Raw genomic sequence first — 19,100 nt, forward strand, 5'->3', positions numbered from 1 at the left:
CTATACATAAAACGCAAAATGTTGACAAAAAATTTCCGCATGCCACAAGGGCTTGCGGATGATTTATACTTTATTCAACTTCGGAACTCAGGAGTATGGCTATGAGCCGTACTTCCTAATCTCACAGACAATCACCAAGGAAGACCTTACCGACTTTACAGAGGATGAGCTGTTCCCGGTAAAAGAGATACTTTATACCGATCCTCAGAAGTGCGGCGGCTATGGCCCTGTGACAATTGTATTAAAGAATGGGGATAAGAAAGTCATTGATTTCTACGGAATAGAAGCGAAATTACTATTGTGATTTCTTTCTTTGAAAAATGGAAATCATTGTGATAGAATCTTGAGATATATATGATGATATAGAATTGCTAGAGCTTTATAAAAACGGAGCAATTCGTATATCATATAAATTTTAGTGAGAATATGATGGGAATCATATACACATAGAAGTTATGTTAGAAGGAGCACAGTATGGCAGAAGTTTACAATCATCATGCTATTGAAAAAAAGTGGCAGGAGTACTGGAAGGAGAACGAAACCTTCAAGACAGATGTCTGGGATTTCAGCAAGCCTAAATATTATGCATTGGATATGTTCCCATATCCATCAGGAGTAGGCCTTCATGCCGGTCATCCGGAAGGCTACACAGCTACAGATATAATGTCACGTATGAAGCGTATGCAGGGCTACAACGTTCTGCACCCAATGGGATACGATTCATTCGGACTTCCTGCAGAGCAGTATGCGGTTACAACAGGTAATCATCCTGCAGGATTTACAGAGAAGAATATTGAGACATTTTCAGCCCAGCTTCGTGAGCTTGGCTTTGACTATGATTGGTCCAAGATGATCGCAACTAGTGATCCTAAGTTCTATAAGTGGACACAGTGGATCTTTAAAAAGCTCTATGAGGCAGGCTATGCCAAGCATATCGATATGCCTGTTAACTGGTGTGAGGAGCTTGGAACAGTTCTTTCAAATGACGAGGTTATCGACGGCAAGTCTGAGCGTGGCGGATATCCTGTAGTCAAGAAGATGATGAAGCAGTGGGTTATTGATCAGCAGGCTTTTGCTGAGGAGCTTCTTGATGGCCTTAATGAGATCGACTGGCCAGAGTCAACCAAGGAGATCCAGCGCAACTGGATTGGTAAGTCAACTGGTGTAGAGGTTGATTTCAAGATTGTAGGTGGCGGAGAATTCTCTATTTTCACCACATGTATCGAGACAATCTATGGTATTACCTTCATGGTTCTTGCTCCAGACGGAGATGTAGTCAAGGGCCTTATGGACCGAGTTGAGAATAAGGAAGAAGTTCAGGCTTATATCGATGAGACTCTCAAGAAGAACGATCTTGACCGTACTGATCTTAACAAGACTAAGTCTGGATGTCCTCTTAAGGGAATTTATGCTATCAACCCTGTAAATGGCAAGGAAGTACCTGTATTTATCGGTGATTTTGTACTTGCAAGCTATGGTTCAGGTGCTGTTATGGCTGTTCCTACACATGACCAGAGAGACTTTGAGTATGCACAGGTTCACAACCTTCCTCTTATCCAGGTTATCAACAATACAGAGGGAACAGTTGATGTTTCTGAGCATGCTTTTGAGAAGCAGGATTATCTTGGCAAGGGCTGCATCCTTGAGAATTCTGAGGAATTCAACGGAATGACAGTTGAAGAGGCCAAGAAGGCTATTACCAAGAAGCTTGTTGATATGGGCGTTGCAAGAGAAAAGGTTAACTATCACTTCCGTGAATGGATCTTTGCAAGACAGCGTTACTGGGGCGAGCCAGTTCCTTGTATTTACAAGGAAGATGGCAGCATAGTATTCCTTGATGATTCAGAGCTTCCTGTTGTTCTTCCTGAACTTGAGGATTACAAGGGACACGGCGGCAAGGCTCCTCTTGAGAATGCTACAGAGTGGAAGGCTTATGACAAGAACGGACTTAAGGGCACAAGAGAAACTTCTACAATGCCTGGTTCTGCAGGTTCTTCCTGGTACTATATGAGATATATCGATCCTGATAACGACAAAGAGTTTGCTAATCAGGAACTTTTAAAGCACTGGATGCCAGTTGACCTCTACGTTGGCGGTCCTGAGCACGCAGTAGGACATCTGTTATATTCACGTATTTGGAACAGATTCCTTTATAACAATGGTCTCTCTCCAGTAAAAGAGCCATTTAAGAAGCTTGTTCACCAGGGTATGATCCTGGGTGAGAACGGAATCAAGATGGGTAAGCGTTTCCCTGAATTCGTAGTTAACCCAAGTGATATCGTTCGTGATTATGGTGCTGATACACTTAGACTTTATGAGATGTTCATGGGACCTCTTGAGGTTTCCAAGCCATGGAATGGCGCTGCTGTAACTGGTGCCAGAAAGTTCATCAACCGTGTATATACATTCTTTACTGAGCCATCAAACATCTCTGATGACAAGAAGGCTAACCTTGAGAAGGTTTATCATCAGACAGTCAAGAAGGTTACAAGCGACTTCGAGGCACTTGGCTTTAACACAGCCATCGCCCAGATGATGATCTTTGTAAATGCTGTATACAAGGAAGGAAGCTGCCCAAGAGAGTATGCTGAGAACTTCATCAAGATGCTCTCATGTATCTGTCCACACGTTGGAGAAGAAATCTGGCAGATCCTTGGCCACGACAATACAATTGCTTACGAGCCATGGCCAACCTTTGATGAGTCCAAGATCGTAGAAGATACAGTAGAAATCGCTGTTCAAGTAAACGGCAAGGTTAAGGCTACTCTGAGCATTGGCAAGGAAGATCCTAAGGATGAAGTAATTGCCAAGGGCAAGGAGCTTATTGCTGACAAGCTTGAAGGTAAGACTATTGTAAAAGAGATCTACGTTCCAGGACGTATCGTAAATATTGTAGTAAAGTAAGCTACATTAGAGCAGGATGAAAACAAATGACAGATAAGATTACACTTACGATACCTAAAAAGAAAAACATTGCACTTATTGCCCATGATGGGAAAAAGGCTGAGCTTATAGCCTGGTGTAAGGAAAATACGGAAATTCTTAAAAAGCACTTCCTGTGCGGAACAGGAACAACAGCGAGAATGATAGCTGATGCCACAGATCTTCCAGTAAGAGGCTACAACTCAGGCCCTCTTGGTGGAGACCAGCAGATTGGCGCCAAGATAGTGGAAGGAAAGATTGATTTTGTTATTTTCTTTTCTGACCCTCTTACTGCAGCTCCTCATGATCCTGATGTTAAGGCGCTTATGAGAATAGTTCAGGTTTATGACATTCCATTTGCCAATAACAAGGCAACAGCTGATTTCCTTATTCGTTCTAGTCTTATGGATGAAGAATATAACCATGATGTTATAAACTTTCAGCAGAATATAGAACAAAGAGCACATACACTGCCTAATAAGTGATTGAAACTGCAATAGAAAAGAAATAGAAAAGAACTTACATTTCCTGGGTGATACTTAGAAAATGTAAGTTCTTTTTCTTTGTCTTAGTCGCTGTAGCTTACGTCCATGTTTGCATAGATTCTAAAGTCTGGGTGCTGAGCCTGGATTTCTTTTACAACTTCTTTATAAATGTCATTTCTGTTAGGAACAAAGTCCAAAACCAGATCGAATCGTATCTCTTTTTTCTGGAAGTCCACAAAGAATCCATGCATCTGCAGAACTTCATTGTGCTGAGAGACTGTTTTTGAAATTTCGCCTCGAAGCGCAGCAATTTTCTCATCCTTGGTGTTTACTGAATAGACACCAACGGAAATGATGGAAACATTGTGCTCGTTATATACGCGGGAAGTAATCTCTCTTGTTATGGAATCAATCTTGTCAGCAGTGAAAGTGTCAGGAATTTCGATGTGAACCGAAGCAAGAACTCTGTCAGGACCATAGTCGCTAAAGATAAGATCATATGCCCCCTGAACTCCATCTACAGACAGAATGGTTTTCTTGACTGCCTTGGAGGTGGCCGAGTCAATTCGCTGGCCCAGGATCTGGCTTATGGTATCACGGAGCATCTCGAAGCCTGATTTTATGAGGACTAGAGATATAATAGCTGCAAGCCATGATTCAAGGGATAAACCAAAGAAGATGTAGATAAAAGCTGCTACAAGAGTGGCTACAGAGATAATGGCATCAAACCTTGCCTCTGTTCCAGATGCTACCAGGGATTCGGAAGATACCTTTTTTCCAGTATTTATAAAGAACTGGCTAAGAGCAAGCTTCACAACTACACCAACAGCCACGATGATAAGAGCGGTAGCGGAGTAATCTGCTGTTTCCGGGTGAAGGATGGCTTTTAGTGACTCCACAAAGGAAGTGATTCCGGCGTAGAGAACGATCATAGAAATTACTATGGCGCTCATGTATTCGATTCTTCCATAGCCAAAGGGGTGCTTTTTGTCAGGGGCTTTTCCAGCCAGCGCAGTGCCCAGGATTGTAATGACTGATGAAAGGGCATCACTTAGATTATTGACTGCATCAAGGATGATAGCGATGGAACCTGTGACAATACCTACCAGGGCCTTAAAGCCTGCAAGGAAGATGTTTACTATGATGCCGATGATACTGGTTCTTATGATGACTCTTCCGCGGCTTGCTACTTGTGTTCTTTCTGACATATATTTGCTCCTTATTATTTATTGTAAGTGAGATGATAGCAAGGGGCGTATCCTGCGTGCTGACATATTCACTACTTGCTTGATTACTATTCTATCATGAATAAGAAGCAGGGACTAATTAAATACTATTAAAATACAGAAAACAAGGCAGAAAAGAGTAAAGAAAATAGTAAAGAAAAGAGTAAAGAAAAGAGTAAAGAAAAGAATAAAGAGTGGAAGAAAAAATAATAAATACAAAAATGAAACAAAATATATTGACAGATAAAAATTGATGCATATAATAATAAATATAAAAAGGAAACAAAAAACAACCAGGCAGATAGAACATTAGGTTACGTCTAGGTTGATCATAGATGGAAAGGGGGATGACAGCGTGGCAAGTTCTTTATCTAAATACAAGCACCCATACGTGACAGTAGATCTTTTACTATTCTCTGTGATTGACAATCAGCTGGCCATATGCCTGACAATGAGAGATGAAGAACCGTTTAGGGACATGTATTCGCTTCCAGGCTCCTTTGTAAGAGAGAATGAGTCGGCAGAGGGCGCAGTGGAAAGGCTTTTATCCAACAAGCTTGGGCTTCAGAAACAGATATACACTGAACAGCTTCAGACTTTTTCAGATATTAACAGAGACCCCAGGGAGAGAGTTATTTCTATAGCTTATTTGGGAATCATTCCAGATCCTGAAGAGGTGAAGGCTCCATGGATGAAGTGGTTTACCATATGTGGTTCCAACGTTGGCAGTTACAAGTTATGTCAGGTGCAGCCTTTAAATGTGTCAGATATGACTACTGAGAACCATGTCAGGAATGCAGACTATAGCCAGGAGGCTATGTCGGAACAAGTACAGTCAGGAAGTGATGACTTTGTAACAGAATTCATCAGCACAAATCTTGGTTTTGACCATGACAAGATGCTGAGGATTGGTGTAGACAGGCTGAGGGCCAAGATTGATTACACCGACATTATCTTTAAATTCCTCAAGGATTCAGGCAAGTTTACAGCGGCAATACTTAGAGAAATCTATCAGGCTGTGACAGGACAGGAGATCAACAGAGGTAATTTTACCAAGTATCAGATGAATACTTACATGGAGCACGGCCTTATAAAGAAGACCGGTTCCACTTCAGTAGGTAGAGGAAGACCTGCAGATACATATTCATATATAGGAGGAGAAGGGTTATGGATAAAATACTAGTTGTAGTAGATATGCAGAAGGATTTCGTTACAGGATCTTTGGGAAGTGCAGAGGCACAGGCAATTGTTCCTGCAGTAGTTGAGAAGGTTAAAAATTTCGAGGGAACTGTAGTTTTCACTAGAGATACACACCATGAGAACTATATGGAGACACAGGAAGGCAGAAATCTTCCAGTTCCTCACTGCTATGAGGGAACAGACGGATGGCAGATCATTCCTGAACTTGCAGAGTTTGCAGAGGGCAAGAAGATATTCGATAAGCCTACATTTGGCAGCACAGAGCTTGCTGAGTATATCAAGGCTGAGGCAGAGAAGAAAAATGGGGAACTTGAAGTTGAACTCATAGGTGTCTGCACTGATATCTGCGTAGTAAGTAACGCACTTCTTATCAAGGCTCTTAGCAGAGAAATTCCAGTATCTGTAGATTCTAAGTGCTGCGCGGGAGTTACACCTGCTTCTCACGATGCCGCTCTTGTTACAATGAAGAGCTGCCAGGTTCAGGTAGCCTGATAGTTGTACCAGAGATAAATGATTATCAGTGATTAGGTGCTGATATAGAGGGAAGGATAAAATGCTATGAAGATTGGCCTGGTTTTTGGAACCTTTGCTCCAATGCATTTGGGACACATGGATGTCATAAATATAGCCAAGAAAGAGATGGACAAGGTGATCGTTGTCTGCTGCGGACATGAAGGGGACAGGGGATATCCTCTTTTCCCTCTGGAAAAGAGATATGAACTTGCTGCAAAAGAGTTTGCGGATGACGAAAAGGTTTTTGTGACAATGCTGCCTGACACAGATCCAGAGATCAAAAAACATTGGAATCAGCAGCAGATCTGGAATTACTGGGTTGACAGGATGCTACTGCACCTCTTTCAAAAAGAGCTGATCCTTGCCAGAGATGAGCTGTGCTTCTACACCTCAGAGGGCGATTACACAGAGCTTTTAGAGAACACACCGCAGCACATCAGAGTTCATAGATGCCAGAGAGTAAGGCCAGTTAGCGGGACTCAGATAAGGGGAGATCTAGAAAACAGCCTTGAACTCATGGTACCGGCTTTCAGAGAATATGTAAGAGAGCACAGATAGTTCTTTTACCAGATAATATGTAAGAGAGCGTATATATAGTAGCAATAGATACAAGAGATATATAATAACGGGAAGAGAGATATCTTTTACCGAAAAAAGGGGAAAATAATTATGGAACAGATCATTACATCACTACTTGAAACAGATGCTTACAAATTTTCAATGGGACAGGCAATTTACCACCAGTTTAGTGACTACAAGACAACCTGGACTTTTAAGTGCAGGAACAAGGACGTTCACTTTACCAAGGAAATGGTGGACGAGATAAAGAGACAGATCAAGGCTTATTGCGAACTTAGATTCACAGAAGAAGAACTTGCTTATCTTGAGAATATCGTTTGGATAAAGGGCTCTTATGTTGACTTCTTGAGACTCTGGCAGGCCAGATATGACGACTTTACAATCGATGACAATGCAGAGTGCGGCCTTAACATCGAGACTAAGGGCACATGGCTCAACACATCAATGTACGAGATTCCAACACTTGCAATTGTTAATGAAGTATATTTCAGGATGCAGTACAACTACGATGAACTCATGGAGAGCTTTAAGAGACGCCTTGATGAGAAGGTAAAAAAGGTTTCTGATGGAACCTACTGCCTGTCAGTATTTAGTGAGTTTGGTCTTAGAAGAAGACTTTCTGCAGAGGCTCAGGACCTTGCTGTTAAGACTTTAAAAGAGGCAGAGCTTGGCAAGTCCAAGTTCCTCGGTACATCTAACGTTTACCTTGCCAAGAAATATGGGGTAACTCCTGTAGGAACCATGGCTCACGAGTGGATCATGTGCACAGGCCAGGGCAATCACAAGCACAACCCTGCATATTCTAACTGGTATGCGCTTGATGCCTGGGTAAAAGAGTATGGTATCTTAAACGGAACAGCCCTTACAGACGCAATCACAACAGACTGCTTCCTCAAGGACTTCCAGCTGACCTATGCTACACTCTTTAGTGGTGTTCGTCACGATTCAGGAGATCCAATCGAGTGGGGTGAGAAGATGATAAAGCACTACGAGAAGCTTGGAATTGACGCAAGAACCAAGACACTTCTTTTCTCAGACTCTCTTGACTTCGAGAAGGCAGACAAGCTCTTTAGACATTTCGATGGCAGAGCTAAGGTTGGCTTTGGTATTGGAACATATATTTCAAATGACACAGATGTGCCAGCTCTTAATATAGTAATGAAGACTACAGCCTGCAACGGCCAGGATGTTGCCAAGATCTCTGATGTAAAGGGCAAGGGAATGTGCAAGAACCCAGATTATGTAGATTACCTTCAGAGATGTATCGACTGGAGAATGACACACGAGAAGTGATATGTGGATTGATTTTGAGATATATGAGCTGGAGAATAATCCACAAATAAAGACAGTTAGAAGCCAGCATGTTAAGGGGCATGTGGATTGAAGGATTTAATTACGAGAATTGTAGAAGTGACGAGGTGACGAGTATGGATTTTTTGCAGAACTTTGATGCAAACAAGAAAATAGAGGAGATCACAGCCTGGATCAGAGACTGGTTTGATGAAAACGGCCCTAAGGCCAACGCTGTAATTGGCATTTCAGGAGGCAAGGACTCTACTATAGTTGCAGCTCTTTTGGTAAGGGCTCTTGGCAAGGAAAGAGTATTTGGCGTTCTCATGCCAGATGGAGAGCAGAAGGATATCGCAGATTCTGAGAAGGTTGTAGAGGTTCTTGGAATTGATCATGCAATTGTAAATATCCATCCTGCAGTGCAGGGCATGTACGATGCAATAGAAACTGCTGAACTTACAATTCACAGAATGGGCAGAGTAGACTGGATTTCAGGAACCGGCGATTATGAAGGAACTGACGGAGCTCTTTTATCCAAGGATGCTATGATCAACACGCCACCTCGAATCCGCATGACTACGCTTTATGCAATTGCTGCTTCTCTTCCAAATGGCGGAAGAGTAGCCAATACCTGTAACAAATCAGAGGATTATGTGGGATATTCTACCAAGTACGGCGATGCTGCAGGAGATTTCAGCCCATGTTCTGACTTTACAGTTACAGAGATGCGCCTGATCGGCGATGCCCTTGGCCTTCCTTCAGAACTTATCCACAAGACTCCATCTGACGGCCTCTCAGGAATGTCTGACGAGGACAAGCTTGGATTTACCTACGATGAGCTTGACCGCTACATTTTTACCGGAGTTCTTGAGGACGATGACAAGAGAAAGAAGATTGATCGCCTTCATCAGCTCAACCTCCACAAACTCCGCACAATTCCTATGTTCAAGCAGCAGTGATAGTGGCTTATGCAGCAGTGGTAGTGGCTTATGCAGTAGTGATAGTGACCTGTGCTGCAGTGTGCAAAGGGTCAGGGAATAGGCTGATGCAGCAGTGAAGGCGGCTTATGCAGCAGTGCGCAAAGAGCCAGGGAATAGGCTGATGTGGATCTATAGGCAGAGCATATGCTGTAATACGAGCAGGCACTGATGCAAATATATAGGCAAGTACTAGGAAAGGTCTGGAATAAGATTATTATATGATCGAGATATAGTTGAGAATTTACATCTTTTTTCTTGCTTTTTGTTTTTGAGATGAGAGGGAAAAAATACAGTACATCTAAATCTATATTTCCTCCGGAAAAGATGTATGAGAGCCTTCTTGAAATCAAGAACAAGCTAGCTATGATCAATAGCTTTGCCGCAAATTTACAGCTGTTTTTGGTATTTTTGATAATAAAGTAGTACTAGATATGTAAATTTATAAAAAAAGATTTTTTTACCCCCTAGAGATAGGGGGTATTTTTACACTTTATTATCGAAAATGGAAAAATAGACGTATTGCATTTTTTATGGCTCTGCCTGTTTTTAGCAATTGTAATAAAAGCTGTAAATAATAAATGATATAATGCTTACAATAAAATGATATAATGTATACAACAAAATTCTATAATTCTACTAAGGGAAAGCAGGCTTTAGTATGCACATAATTACCTGCGAGTAATATCACTAATTAGTAAGAATACTAAGTCAGGCCAGGATAGGCATGCAAAATTTTGCTGATCAAGGAGAACGCTGGGCTAGGCTTGCATATAATATTGCTGATCAAGGAAAACACTGGGCTAGGCTCATATATAATAGCAAATTAAATGGTTCGAATGAAATTGTTGAGGGGAAAATAAAATGGCATTTGATGTTTCTAGTATTACTAGTGCAGTTAACAAATACTTATATTCTATATCAGATGTTAATAAACTTTTGACGCAAGGAACAAATTCATCTGCTAGTGAAGGCACGGATTCTAGCGGAGTATCGAATTCCGAACTTGCAGGGTTATTTCAAAAGTATCTGACAGGGGCTATCAGGAATGCTGCGTCTGGCGAAGGCAACCTTAACTCCAATGAGATTGCAAGTGCCATGCTATCTCTCAGTAATGGTGTCACAGCAGATAAGACTGCAATAGACAAGCTATCTTCCAAGGACAACATGACAGATCTTGAAGTATCAAAAGCGCTGTCTACGCTAAAGGGTCTTAGTACAGGCCTTGACACGGGTAGCTCTAATTCTTCAAGCTCATTATCTGATCTTGATCTTGCATTTGGCTCATCGCTACCTGATCTGACAGGGCTTGGTAAAATCAGCGAGAGCTCAAGTCTTATAAGCCTCTTAGAACTTCTAAGGGGGACTACAGGAAGTGAAACGGGCATTTCAGATGAAGTCAGGGAAGCTACAGGAAAAGAACTTGCAGCTGCAATAAAAGCTGCCTATGCAAATAAAGCAAATAATGAGAGTCAACAGACTTCATCCGATGCCAGGGATGCTTCAAGTCAGATTTCAAGCCAGTTTGAAGATCAGTTTAGTGGAAGTTTCAAGAGCCTTAATCTTGAAGCAGAGATAGAAAGCGCCTTTGCTGGAATGGATAACCTTCAACAGCAAATCCAGAATATGATCGCAAGCCGTGATATAACTGGAGAAATCAATAAGAGCATAGATAATCTCGATATAAAAGGTGACATTCAAAGAAGCATAGCAAGTCATGATAGAAGCGATGAAATTAACGCTTATAATGCCACAAGATTAAAAAATTATAAAAAACAGACTTCAGGTACTAGTGTATTTGGAGACTATCGATTATAATTGCTATGCAACTAAAGAAAAAAATAGTTGAAAAATCGAAATTGATAGTTTACACTATACTAGTTGTTTGATGTGAAGTAATTTAGGAGGATTTTTTATGATTTCTGCAAGTGATTTCAGAAATGGTGTAACCATCGAGATTGATGGTAACGTATGTCAGATTATTGAATTTCAGCATGTTAAGCCTGGTAAGGGCGCTGCTTTCGTAAGAACTAAGCTTAAGGACATTATCAACGGCGGTGTTAAGGAAACAACTTTCCGTCCAACTGAGAAGTTCCCTGCAGCTAGAATCGACAAGAAGGATATGCAGTATCTCTATCAGGATGGCGATATTTATAACTTCATGGATTCAGAGACTTATGAGCAGATCGGCCTTACATCAGAGCAGATCGGTGACTCTCTCAAGTTTGTTAAGGAGAACGAGGTTTGTAAGGTTATGTCTTATAACGGCAACGTATTTGCTGTAGAGCCTCCAATGTTCGTTGAACTTGCAATCACAGAGACTGAGCCTGGATTCAAGGGCGACACAGCTACAGGTGCTACAAAGCCTGCAACTGTTGAGACAGGTGCTAACGTAGCAGTTCCTCTCTTCGTTAACGAAGGTGATGTTATTAAGATTGATACTAGAACAGGCGAGTATCTTTCAAGAGTTTAATTTTTGACTACAATCCATATCTGACACGTATTTTATAGAAACTTAGTAAGGCAATAGAGAACCACTTATGAACAGGTGGAGTCTTTATTGCCTTTTTTGTTGCACAAGGAACACAGGCAGAAAAAAGTACAAGGACAAAATACAAAAAGATACGTAATAGGAAGGATTATTTAAATATGTCAATTAATGGATTTGGAAACAAGATGGTTGAGAAACTTAGGGAAATTTTAGGTTCTTTATATATTATTGAGTATAAAGAGGTGGTGAAGAATAATGGGACAATCTACCACGCAATCCTGGTCAAGAAAGAATCAGAAAAGATTGCTCCAACCATCTATATTGATGATGATTATAAGGCTTATACAGAAGGAGTTGATATTGATATTCTGGTGGATCGATTTGTAAAGATTTACAAGGATAATGCAGTAAATGGAGATTTTGACGTTAGCTCTTTTACTGACTTTTCAAAGGCATGCAAACACTTCACTTTCAAGGTTGTAGGTTATGATAAGAACAGACAGCAACTGCGTGATATTCCCTACAAGAAGATCCATGACCTGGCCCTTGTGCCTGTGTGCATGATAAAAAGTGATAGCCTCGGAGAAGGCAGTATTACTATTAAAAATGATCATATGAAGTACTGGGAAGTCTCTTTTGACGAGCTTTGGGAAAATGTATATGAGTATGCAGAGGAGAATAGCCCTGTGTCTATAGAGAGCATTTTGCGTACTTTGGGACATATGGTGCCAGGAAATATGTGCGATTCATTTTTAAAGGACATGCTGGTAATCTCAAATGAGTCAAAGTTAAAGGGAGCTTCTGCAATCTTTTACCCAGGTGTTATGGAGAGAATCGCTGACAGATTCGGAGGCGATTTTGTGATCATACCTTCGTCAATCCATGAGGTTATCGCACTTTGCCTTCCAACGGGCGTAGATATTTCCGGGCTGGTTTCTATGGTCCGGGAGGTTAATTCTACGGTTGTCAGCGATGAAGAGGTGCTGAGTGACAGCGTGTATCTGTATGATCACAAGGCAAAAGAACTCAGGATATACTCAGAGTGAACAGCTTCCTGCACTGACAAAGGCTGAAAAGTGGACTTTCTAGGGCCATTATGGTATTATAATCGGGTACGCTATGCACCCGTAGTCTAACGGATAGAACGTAGGCCTCCGACGCCTTTGATGCAGGTTCGATTCCTGTCGGGTGCATACTTTAAAGTGATACTAATGTAATTGAGGTTTGTTGATAGATGAAGAAGAAAGAGAACTATTCTTTTAGAAATAATAACAAGAATATTTTTGCGATACTTGGAGATAATAAGAAATACCTTATGCCTGTAGTGTTTGCGCTGGCGGTGGTTTTAACAGTAGTGATCGCCCTTAGTGCCAACAAAAGGTCTCAGGAGCAGGCAATAACAGGAGGAGAGGCAGATATTGCATCTTCTGTAGAGATTCCTGAACTTAAGATGGAAGAGAATGCTTATCCTGAGGTTAATGCCCTTATTCAGGAGTACTACAATGCTTCTGCCAATGGTGATTCTGAGGTTATCACTTCAATCTACAAGGGACTTGAGGAAACCGAGCTTTTAAAGGCAGTAGCTGCTGCTGATTATATCGAGGAATTCCAGAATATCAAGGTATATACCAAGCCAGGACCTGTGGCGGGAAGCTTCGTGGCTTACGTTTACAATGAAGTCAAGCTTTACAATTATCCCAAGGCTGTTCCAGGACTTGAATCAATGTATATCTGCACAGATGAGGATGGCAAGCTTTATATCAATGGTGATGTTGCCAATGCCAATGAAATTGAGTATCTCAGACAGGTAAATGTTCAGGCTGATGTTATAGACCTTAATAACGAGGTAGCGACAGCCTATAACGATATGGTGAATTCAGACGAGGAGCTTGCTGAGCTTCTTACCAAGATGCGTGCAGGTCTTCAGGTTTCTGTAGGAGAATCTCTTGCTTCTTCTGAGGCTACATCAGCTGCAGCGGAAGAGAGCAGTGCAGATGAGGCCGCAACAGCTGCAACTTCTGAGGCTGGAACTCAGACTGTTACTACACATACGATCAGAGCAACAGATGTTGTTAATATACGTAGTTCAGATAGTGAGACTGCGGACATTATATCCAAGACAGCCAAGGGCGATGAGTACAAGCAGCTTGAAGCTCTTGCAAATGGCTGGAGTAAGATTGAGTATAATGGCGGAGTTGCATATGTTAAGACAGAATTCTTTGAGGTAGTAGGCGAGGAGACAGTTGAGGTTGAGAATGAAACGCAGACTGAGACTGAGAATACAGAGGAAACAAGCACTACTACAGGTGCTGAGAATAATAACGGTGTAAAGCCTACAGATACAGGTAAGATGACCGTGTCAGATACAGTTAGACTTAGAGAGAGCCAGAGTACAGATTCAGAGGTTCTTGTTATGATCTATTCAGGAAGTACAGTAAATGTTATTGAACAGTACGCAAATGGATGGGCCAAGGTAGAGTACGACAAGAAGACGGGATATATCAAGTCAGAATTCTTGTCTAAATAAGTCTTATCTGCAGGAGGTGTCATATGTTTGGACGTATCAGAGTTGGTATCATGGGAGCAGGCTCCATAGCTGGAACTATGGCAAATACCATAAAGGGTATGAGAGGTGTAGTGTGTTACGCTGTTGGTTCCAGAAGCCAGGAGAAGGCTGATAAATTTGCAGCCCAGTATGGAATCAAGAAGGCTTATGGGTCATATGCAGAGCTTGTAAGTGATCCCAAGGTTGATCTTGTATATGTAGCAACACCTCATTCTGAGCACTACGAGAATGTCAAGCTAGCTCTTTCTGCTGGCAAGCATGTTATCTGTGAGAAGGCCTTTATGCTGGATGAGAAAGAGGCAGAGAAGATATTTAAATTTGCCCAGGAACAGAATCTTCTTGTCACAGAGGCTATGTGGACAAGATACATGCCTTTCAGACAGAAGATTGCTGAAGTTTTAGCCAGCAATGTAATAGGTGAGCCGGTAATGCTCACTGCTAATCTGGGCTACAACATTTCAGACAAGGACAGGATAAATAAGCCTGATCTTGGAGGCGGAGCACTTTTAGACCTCGGTGTATATGTTCTTAATTTTGCTTCGATGTTCTTTGGCAATGATGTGACTGATATAGCTTCTATCTGCACCTTCAATAATCTTGGAATGGACATGCAGGATAGCATTACACTCAGGTATAGAGATGGCAAGATGGCTGTTTTAAATGCTACAGCACTTGGAGTTTCTGATAGAAAAGGTGTTATTTATGGTACCAAGGGCTTTATGGTTATTGACAATATCAATAACTTTGAGGCTATCAGCGTTTACAACAATGAGTACAAGAAGCTGGCACATTACAAGAGGCCTAAACAGAAAACCGGATATGAATACGAAATAGAGTCCTGTGTAAAGGCTATTAATGAAGGCTGGATTGAATGCCCTGAGATGCCTCATTCTGAGTCTCTCAAGATTTTAAATATGATGGATTTTATCAGAAAGTCCAACAATATCATATTCAGGGAAGACGATATGTCTTTTGATGAAAAAGAGAGCATTTCAGCACATGATGAGAGGTCCTATCAGGAACAGGCAAGCGAAGAAAAATAATACAAAAAACTCTTGCGCTTTAAATTATTGAAGTATATAATATCCATCAGGCAGTGATGTCTGCGCAATGGGGCGTAGAGACCGTTAGGTTTTTACGCCCTTTTCGTATAGTTTTATATTACTTTGATTGTTTTATGTACCTTAGGTACGGGAAGGAGAGAAAAATGTCATACGTTGACGAGATCTACAATTATGTTGTTGAGAAGAACCCAGCTCAGCCTGAGTTCCATCAGGCAGTAAAAGAGGTACTGGAGTCCCTTAGAGTTGTTATCGAGGCTAATGAAGAAGAGTATCGTAAGGATGCCCTCCTCGAGAGACTTGTAACACCAGAAAGACAGATTCTTTTCAGAGTACCTTGGGTTGATGATAAAGGACAGGTTCAGGTTAATAACGGATTCCGTGTACAGTTTAACTCAGCTATTGGACCTTACAAGGGAGGACTTCGTTTCCATCCTTCAGTAAACCTTGGAATCATTAAGTTCCTTGGATTTGAGCAGATTTTCAAGAACTCACTTACAAGCCTTCCAATCGGCGGTGGTAAGGGTGGTTCTGACTTTGATCCTAAGGGCAAGTCAGATAGAGAAGTTATGGCATTCTGCCAGAGCTTCATGACAGAGCTTTACAGACACATTGGAGCTGATACAGACGTTCCTGCTGGTGATATCGGTGTTGGCGGACGTGAGATTGGTTACATGTACGGACAGTACAAGAGAATCAGAGACGTATATGAGGGAGTTCTTACAGGTAAGGGACTTACATACGGCGGATCACTTGCTCGTACACAGGCTACAGGTTATGGACTTTTGTACCTCACAGAGGAACTCTTAAAGTGCCATGGCACAGACTTAAATGGCAAGACAGTAGTTGTTTCTGGTGCTGGTAACGTTGCTATCTACGCTATCGAGAAGGCTCAGCAGCTTGGTGCCAAGGTTGTTACATGTTCAGATTCTACAGGTTGGGTCTACGATCCAGAAGGAATCGATGTTGCACTTCTTAAAGAGGTCAAGGAAGTTAAGAGAGCCCGCCTTACAGAGTATGCTGCAGCTAGAAAGTCAGCGCAGTACCACGAGGGCAGAGGTGTTTGGTCTATCAAGTGTGATGTTGCTCTTCCTTGCGCTACACAGAATGAGCTTCTTATCGATGATGCCAAGGCACTTGTTGCAAATGGCGTAACAGCAGTTTGCGAGGGTGCTAACATGCCTACAACAATCGAGGCTACTGAGTACCTTCAGAAGAACGGCGTTCTCTTTGTTTGTGGTAAGGCTTCTAACGCAGGTGGTGTTGCTACATCAGCTCTTGAGATGAGCCAGAACAGTGAGAGACTTTCATGGACCTTCGAAGAGGTTGATGCTAAGCTCAAGCAGATCATGGTTAACATCTATCACAACATTGATGATGCTGCCAAGAAGTACGGCATGGAGGGCAACTATGTTGCTGGTGCTAACATCGCTGGTTTCCTCAAGGTAGCAGAAGCTATGAAGGCTCAGGGTATTGTTTAATACTCATATCACGTAAAAGAAAAAGCCATGTCCGGGAGTATAAGTTCTTCCGGCATGGCTTATTTTTTGTAGCACAAGACCGGCAAGCGAATGGATGCTTGCATACAAATTCATTTGCCGGTCGTAAGAACATGGAGCACTAAGTGCGGAATGTTCGTGTGCGAAATCGAGTAGGAGTCAGCCTACTCGATTCATCACTCATCAGCGTATAGCTGTCTGATCTTTTCTATCTCTTTATATCTGGTGTTAAAAATATCCACAACAATTGGGGAAAACTGATAACCTCGCTGCCTTGTGATTTCTATTTTAGCATCCATTGGAGACCAGGCCTCCTTGTAGGAACGTTTGCTGGTAAGAGCATCGTATACGTCAGCCACAGAAACAATTTGAGCGTAGATCGAAATTTCATCACCCTTAAGCCCCCTTGGATAGCCCTTGCCGTCCCATCTTTCGTGATGCTCATAGGCTATAGTTCTTGCAATAGCCATGATTTCGCCTTCTCCGTGGGACAAAAGACTATCGCCATAGGTAGAGTGTGCTTTAACCTGATCAAATTCTTCCGGAGTGAGTTTTCCTGGTTTTTCTATGATCTCATTGGGAATCATGAGCTTTCCAATATCATGCATCATGGAAGCAACCTTAATGTACATCAGGTCAGTATCGTTTGAAATCAGATCTTTTGCCAGAATAGCTGTATATTCCGATACTCTGCGGATATGGTGGCCTGTTTCTCCTGACTTGGCCTCGGAAATCGTTGCAAAGTCCCTTATTATATCAGTTTGGTTATCCTGGAACTTTCGCATATAGTCGAGCTGCTTGTCGTGCTCCTTGGAAACCACTACATTCAGCCTGGAAAAACCAACTGCACCCAAAGAAGAAATGACAACAACTGTATCAAGCCAAAATGTTTGGAAATTCATGTTTGATGCTGTCAACTCCGGGAATATATATATTGCGGAAAAGCAAATATCTATTAGGACCAAAAGAGCTGTGTTGTAGTAAAAAACAGGTTCCCAGCGGATGGTAGAGTTGTGGTTGTTGGCGTATTCAAAATCTTTTCGGTGAGCAACCCCTAGATATATGAGTTCCAACAGGAAGACGGTAAGATAGGACACTTGAGAAAAAGATAGTGTTTGGGCTATCCTATCAAGAATTATATATTCTACGTAGATGGTAGATGCGATAAGAAGCCTATATCCGCTTATTTTTGTATATATGTATATGGGAAGCAGGTAAGACAGAAGATCTACGACTACGAAAAATATAGAAAACAGTGCATTGGAAGTGTCGTGATCCATTTTTAGAGTAGGTAAAAGATAAAAGCGGATCGGATAAAATATTAGAACTTCTAATGTTATTGATATAAAAGTACATGACAAAAAGAAGGACAAAATTGCAGAAAATATCCTGGTCAGGATACTTTTTTTGCCCCATTGCACATATATAACATTGGCACAGAATAAAAGAGAAACTATCAGCCTTGGCCAATAATATTGAAGCGCAAATGCAAAGTCCATGGAAAAATTACCTGCTCAATAAAATGTTCAATTATGTATGCTACTCGCTATTATTAAGTATTAGTTACGATGAAATTATATAAAATAATTTCTATTAATGCACGGAATTGCATAATAAATTTCGATTTTTTATAGAAAATTAATTATAAAAACATATAGTTATAAACGATAATATATATAGACTCACTATTTTGTTGCACTAGACAGATCAGCAAATGAATGTTTGCATACAGATATAGGATCAATTTGAATTGAAAGGAGATTCAGAATGGACGGCATGAGCACTCAGGATTTACTGAATGGACAGGATTTATCAACTGCTAATGTGGATGATCTTTTGGCTGCGATGAAGCAAGAAGAGTCTAGTGGCGAACCGGCTCCTGTTCAGGAAGAGGCACCAAAGCCAAAGAGGGGACGCCCTAAAAAAGAAGCTGAACCTATTCCTGATCTTCCTGATCTTGAACAAATAAAGGCAGAGACAATAAGCGCTGAAGCAGCAGAAGCAGAGGCTGCAGCAGCAGCTGCAGCCTCTGCGCCTGAACCAGCGCCCGCTAATCCGGAAGCCATGCTTGCAGCTATGGCATCGGCAGAGTCAGCATCAGATGTTGATGCAATGATGGCGGCCATGGCAGCAGGAGAAGCTGCACCAGCGGAAGCTCCAGCAGCAGAGGCGGTTCCAGAGATGCCGGTAGATATGCCAGTGGATATACCGGTAGAGGCACCAGTGGCAGAGGCAGCTCCGGAAGCTCCAGTAGAAGAGGCTCCCGTAGATATGGATGCAATGATGGCAGC

General features: G+C 41.7%; 16 protein-coding genes, 1 tRNA gene and 1 pseudogene. 16 read left to right on the plus strand and 2 right to left on the minus strand.

The window, feature by feature from the left end; all coding sequences use genetic code 11:
- Positions 1-58 precede the first annotated feature (58 nt).
- The 3 genes from BLO53_RS11755 to BLO53_RS11765 all read left to right on the plus strand — a co-directional run bounded on the left by BLO53_RS11755 (position 59) and on the right by BLO53_RS11765 (position 3,407).
- Entirely contained in the window at positions 59-304 is a 246-nt protein-coding gene (locus BLO53_RS11755; RefSeq protein ID WP_176757262.1) for a hypothetical protein, read from the plus strand.
- 170 nt (positions 305-474) lie between these two features.
- Positions 475-2,904, plus strand: coding sequence for a leucine--tRNA ligase (gene leuS, locus BLO53_RS11760; protein WP_092061821.1), 2,430 nt, complete (start codon positions 475-477; stop codon positions 2,902-2,904).
- A 26-nt stretch (positions 2,905-2,930) separates the two neighbouring features.
- The gene (locus tag BLO53_RS11765; protein ID WP_026490372.1) at positions 2,931-3,407 is read left to right on the plus strand and encodes a methylglyoxal synthase; all 477 of its coding nucleotides are present in this window, start codon (positions 2,931-2,933) and stop codon (positions 3,405-3,407) included.
- Positions 3,408-3,490: 83 nt separating this feature from the next.
- On the opposite strand, the gene BLO53_RS11770 is transcribed toward BLO53_RS11765, so the two are convergent.
- A complete protein-coding gene (locus tag BLO53_RS11770; protein ID WP_092061824.1) occupies positions 3,491-4,615 on the minus strand; it encodes a cation diffusion facilitator family transporter in 1,125 nt (374 codons plus the stop codon).
- A 373-nt stretch (positions 4,616-4,988) separates the two neighbouring features.
- Here BLO53_RS11770 and BLO53_RS11775 point away from each other — a divergent pair, with 373 nt between their 5' ends.
- From BLO53_RS11775 to gdhA, 12 genes are all read left to right on the plus strand, one after another.
- Positions 4,989-5,816, plus strand: coding sequence for an NUDIX hydrolase (locus tag BLO53_RS11775; RefSeq protein ID WP_092061827.1), 828 nt, complete (start codon positions 4,989-4,991; stop codon positions 5,814-5,816).
- Positions 5,801-6,325, plus strand: a complete 525-nt coding sequence (locus BLO53_RS11780) for a cysteine hydrolase family protein (RefSeq protein WP_092061830.1) — start codon at positions 5,801-5,803, stop codon at positions 6,323-6,325. Before BLO53_RS11775 ends, BLO53_RS11780 begins: the two co-directional genes overlap by 16 nt.
- 66 nt (positions 6,326-6,391) lie before the next feature.
- Positions 6,392-6,904, plus strand: coding sequence for an adenylyltransferase/cytidyltransferase family protein (locus tag BLO53_RS11785; RefSeq protein WP_092061833.1), 513 nt, complete (start codon positions 6,392-6,394; stop codon positions 6,902-6,904).
- A 105-nt stretch (positions 6,905-7,009) separates the two neighbouring features.
- Positions 7,010-8,218 (plus strand): nicotinate phosphoribosyltransferase, encoded by a 1,209-nt coding sequence (gene pncB, locus BLO53_RS11790; protein ID WP_176757268.1) that lies wholly within the window; start codon positions 7,010-7,012, stop codon positions 8,216-8,218.
- Positions 8,219-8,352: 134 nt separating this feature from the next.
- A complete protein-coding gene (gene nadE, locus BLO53_RS11795) occupies positions 8,353-9,174 on the plus strand; it encodes an NAD(+) synthase (protein WP_092061839.1) in 822 nt (273 codons plus the stop codon).
- Positions 9,175-10,056: 882 nt separating this feature from the next.
- Positions 10,057-11,010, plus strand: coding sequence for a hypothetical protein (locus tag BLO53_RS11800; RefSeq protein WP_092061842.1), 954 nt, complete (start codon positions 10,057-10,059; stop codon positions 11,008-11,010).
- 97 nt (positions 11,011-11,107) lie between these two features.
- Positions 11,108-11,665 carry an elongation factor P gene (efp, locus tag BLO53_RS11805; protein WP_026490364.1) on the plus strand — a complete coding sequence of 186 codons (558 nt, stop codon included), beginning with the start codon at positions 11,108-11,110 and terminating at the stop codon, positions 11,663-11,665.
- Between the two features lie 176 nt (positions 11,666-11,841).
- The gene (locus tag BLO53_RS11810) at positions 11,842-12,729 is read left to right on the plus strand and encodes a DUF5688 family protein (protein ID WP_092061845.1); all 888 of its coding nucleotides are present in this window, start codon (positions 11,842-11,844) and stop codon (positions 12,727-12,729) included.
- A gap of 75 nt (positions 12,730-12,804) precedes the next feature.
- Positions 12,805-12,876: transfer RNA gene (locus BLO53_RS11815), tRNA-Arg, on the plus strand.
- A gap of 41 nt (positions 12,877-12,917) precedes the next feature.
- Positions 12,918-14,210: an SH3 domain-containing protein gene (locus BLO53_RS11820; RefSeq protein WP_092061848.1), complete on the plus strand. Its 1,293-nt coding sequence runs from the start codon at positions 12,918-12,920 to the stop codon at positions 14,208-14,210.
- Positions 14,211-14,233: 23 nt separating this feature from the next.
- Positions 14,234-15,292, plus strand: coding sequence for a Gfo/Idh/MocA family protein (locus BLO53_RS11825; protein WP_242875371.1), 1,059 nt, complete (start codon positions 14,234-14,236; stop codon positions 15,290-15,292).
- A gap of 164 nt (positions 15,293-15,456) precedes the next feature.
- The gene (gene gdhA / locus BLO53_RS11830; RefSeq protein ID WP_092061851.1) at positions 15,457-16,791 is read left to right on the plus strand and encodes an NADP-specific glutamate dehydrogenase; all 1,335 of its coding nucleotides are present in this window, start codon (positions 15,457-15,459) and stop codon (positions 16,789-16,791) included.
- Between the two features lie 194 nt (positions 16,792-16,985).
- Here the strand turns inward: gdhA and BLO53_RS19240 are convergent, their stop codons facing one another.
- On the minus strand, positions 16,986-17,711 hold the full coding sequence (locus tag BLO53_RS19240) for an HD-GYP domain-containing protein (RefSeq protein ID WP_176757263.1): 726 nt from the start codon (positions 17,709-17,711) through the stop codon (positions 16,986-16,988).
- Positions 17,712-18,576: 865 nt separating this feature from the next.
- Between BLO53_RS19240 and BLO53_RS19245 the strand changes: the two are divergent.
- Positions 18,577-19,100 (plus strand): annotated as a pseudogene (locus BLO53_RS19245) (hypothetical protein); the annotation flags it as partial.

This window comes from Butyrivibrio sp. INlla14 (assembly GCF_900102515.1).
GTDB lineage: Bacteria > Bacillota > Clostridia > Lachnospirales > Lachnospiraceae > Butyrivibrio.

Excerpts from the sequence above, each read along its gene's own strand:
- BLO53_RS11825 (WP_242875371.1), top strand. The coding sequence starts at position 14,234 with ATGTTTGGACGTATCAGAGTTGGTATCATGGGAGCAGGCTCCATAGCT.
- BLO53_RS19240 (WP_176757263.1), bottom strand. The coding sequence starts at position 17,711 with ATGAATTTCCAAACATTTTGGCTTGATACAGTTGTTGTCATTTCTTCT.
- BLO53_RS11755 (WP_176757262.1), top strand. The coding sequence starts at position 59 with ATGATTTATACTTTATTCAACTTCGGAACTCAGGAGTATGGCTATGAG.
- BLO53_RS11765 (WP_026490372.1), top strand. The coding sequence starts at position 2,931 with ATGACAGATAAGATTACACTTACGATACCTAAAAAGAAAAACATTGCA.
- BLO53_RS11800 (WP_092061842.1), top strand. The coding sequence starts at position 10,057 with ATGGCATTTGATGTTTCTAGTATTACTAGTGCAGTTAACAAATACTTA.
- efp (WP_026490364.1), top strand. The coding sequence starts at position 11,108 with ATGATTTCTGCAAGTGATTTCAGAAATGGTGTAACCATCGAGATTGAT.
- leuS (WP_092061821.1), top strand. The coding sequence starts at position 475 with ATGGCAGAAGTTTACAATCATCATGCTATTGAAAAAAAGTGGCAGGAG.
- BLO53_RS11820 (WP_092061848.1), top strand. The coding sequence starts at position 12,918 with ATGAAGAAGAAAGAGAACTATTCTTTTAGAAATAATAACAAGAATATT.
- BLO53_RS11785 (WP_092061833.1), top strand. The coding sequence starts at position 6,392 with ATGAAGATTGGCCTGGTTTTTGGAACCTTTGCTCCAATGCATTTGGGA.
- gdhA (WP_092061851.1), top strand. The coding sequence starts at position 15,457 with ATGTCATACGTTGACGAGATCTACAATTATGTTGTTGAGAAGAACCCA.
- BLO53_RS11810 (WP_092061845.1), top strand. The coding sequence starts at position 11,842 with ATGTCAATTAATGGATTTGGAAACAAGATGGTTGAGAAACTTAGGGAA.
- nadE (WP_092061839.1), top strand. The coding sequence starts at position 8,353 with ATGGATTTTTTGCAGAACTTTGATGCAAACAAGAAAATAGAGGAGATC.
- BLO53_RS11770 (WP_092061824.1), bottom strand. The coding sequence starts at position 4,615 with ATGTCAGAAAGAACACAAGTAGCAAGCCGCGGAAGAGTCATCATAAGA.
- BLO53_RS11780 (WP_092061830.1), top strand. The coding sequence starts at position 5,801 with ATGGATAAAATACTAGTTGTAGTAGATATGCAGAAGGATTTCGTTACA.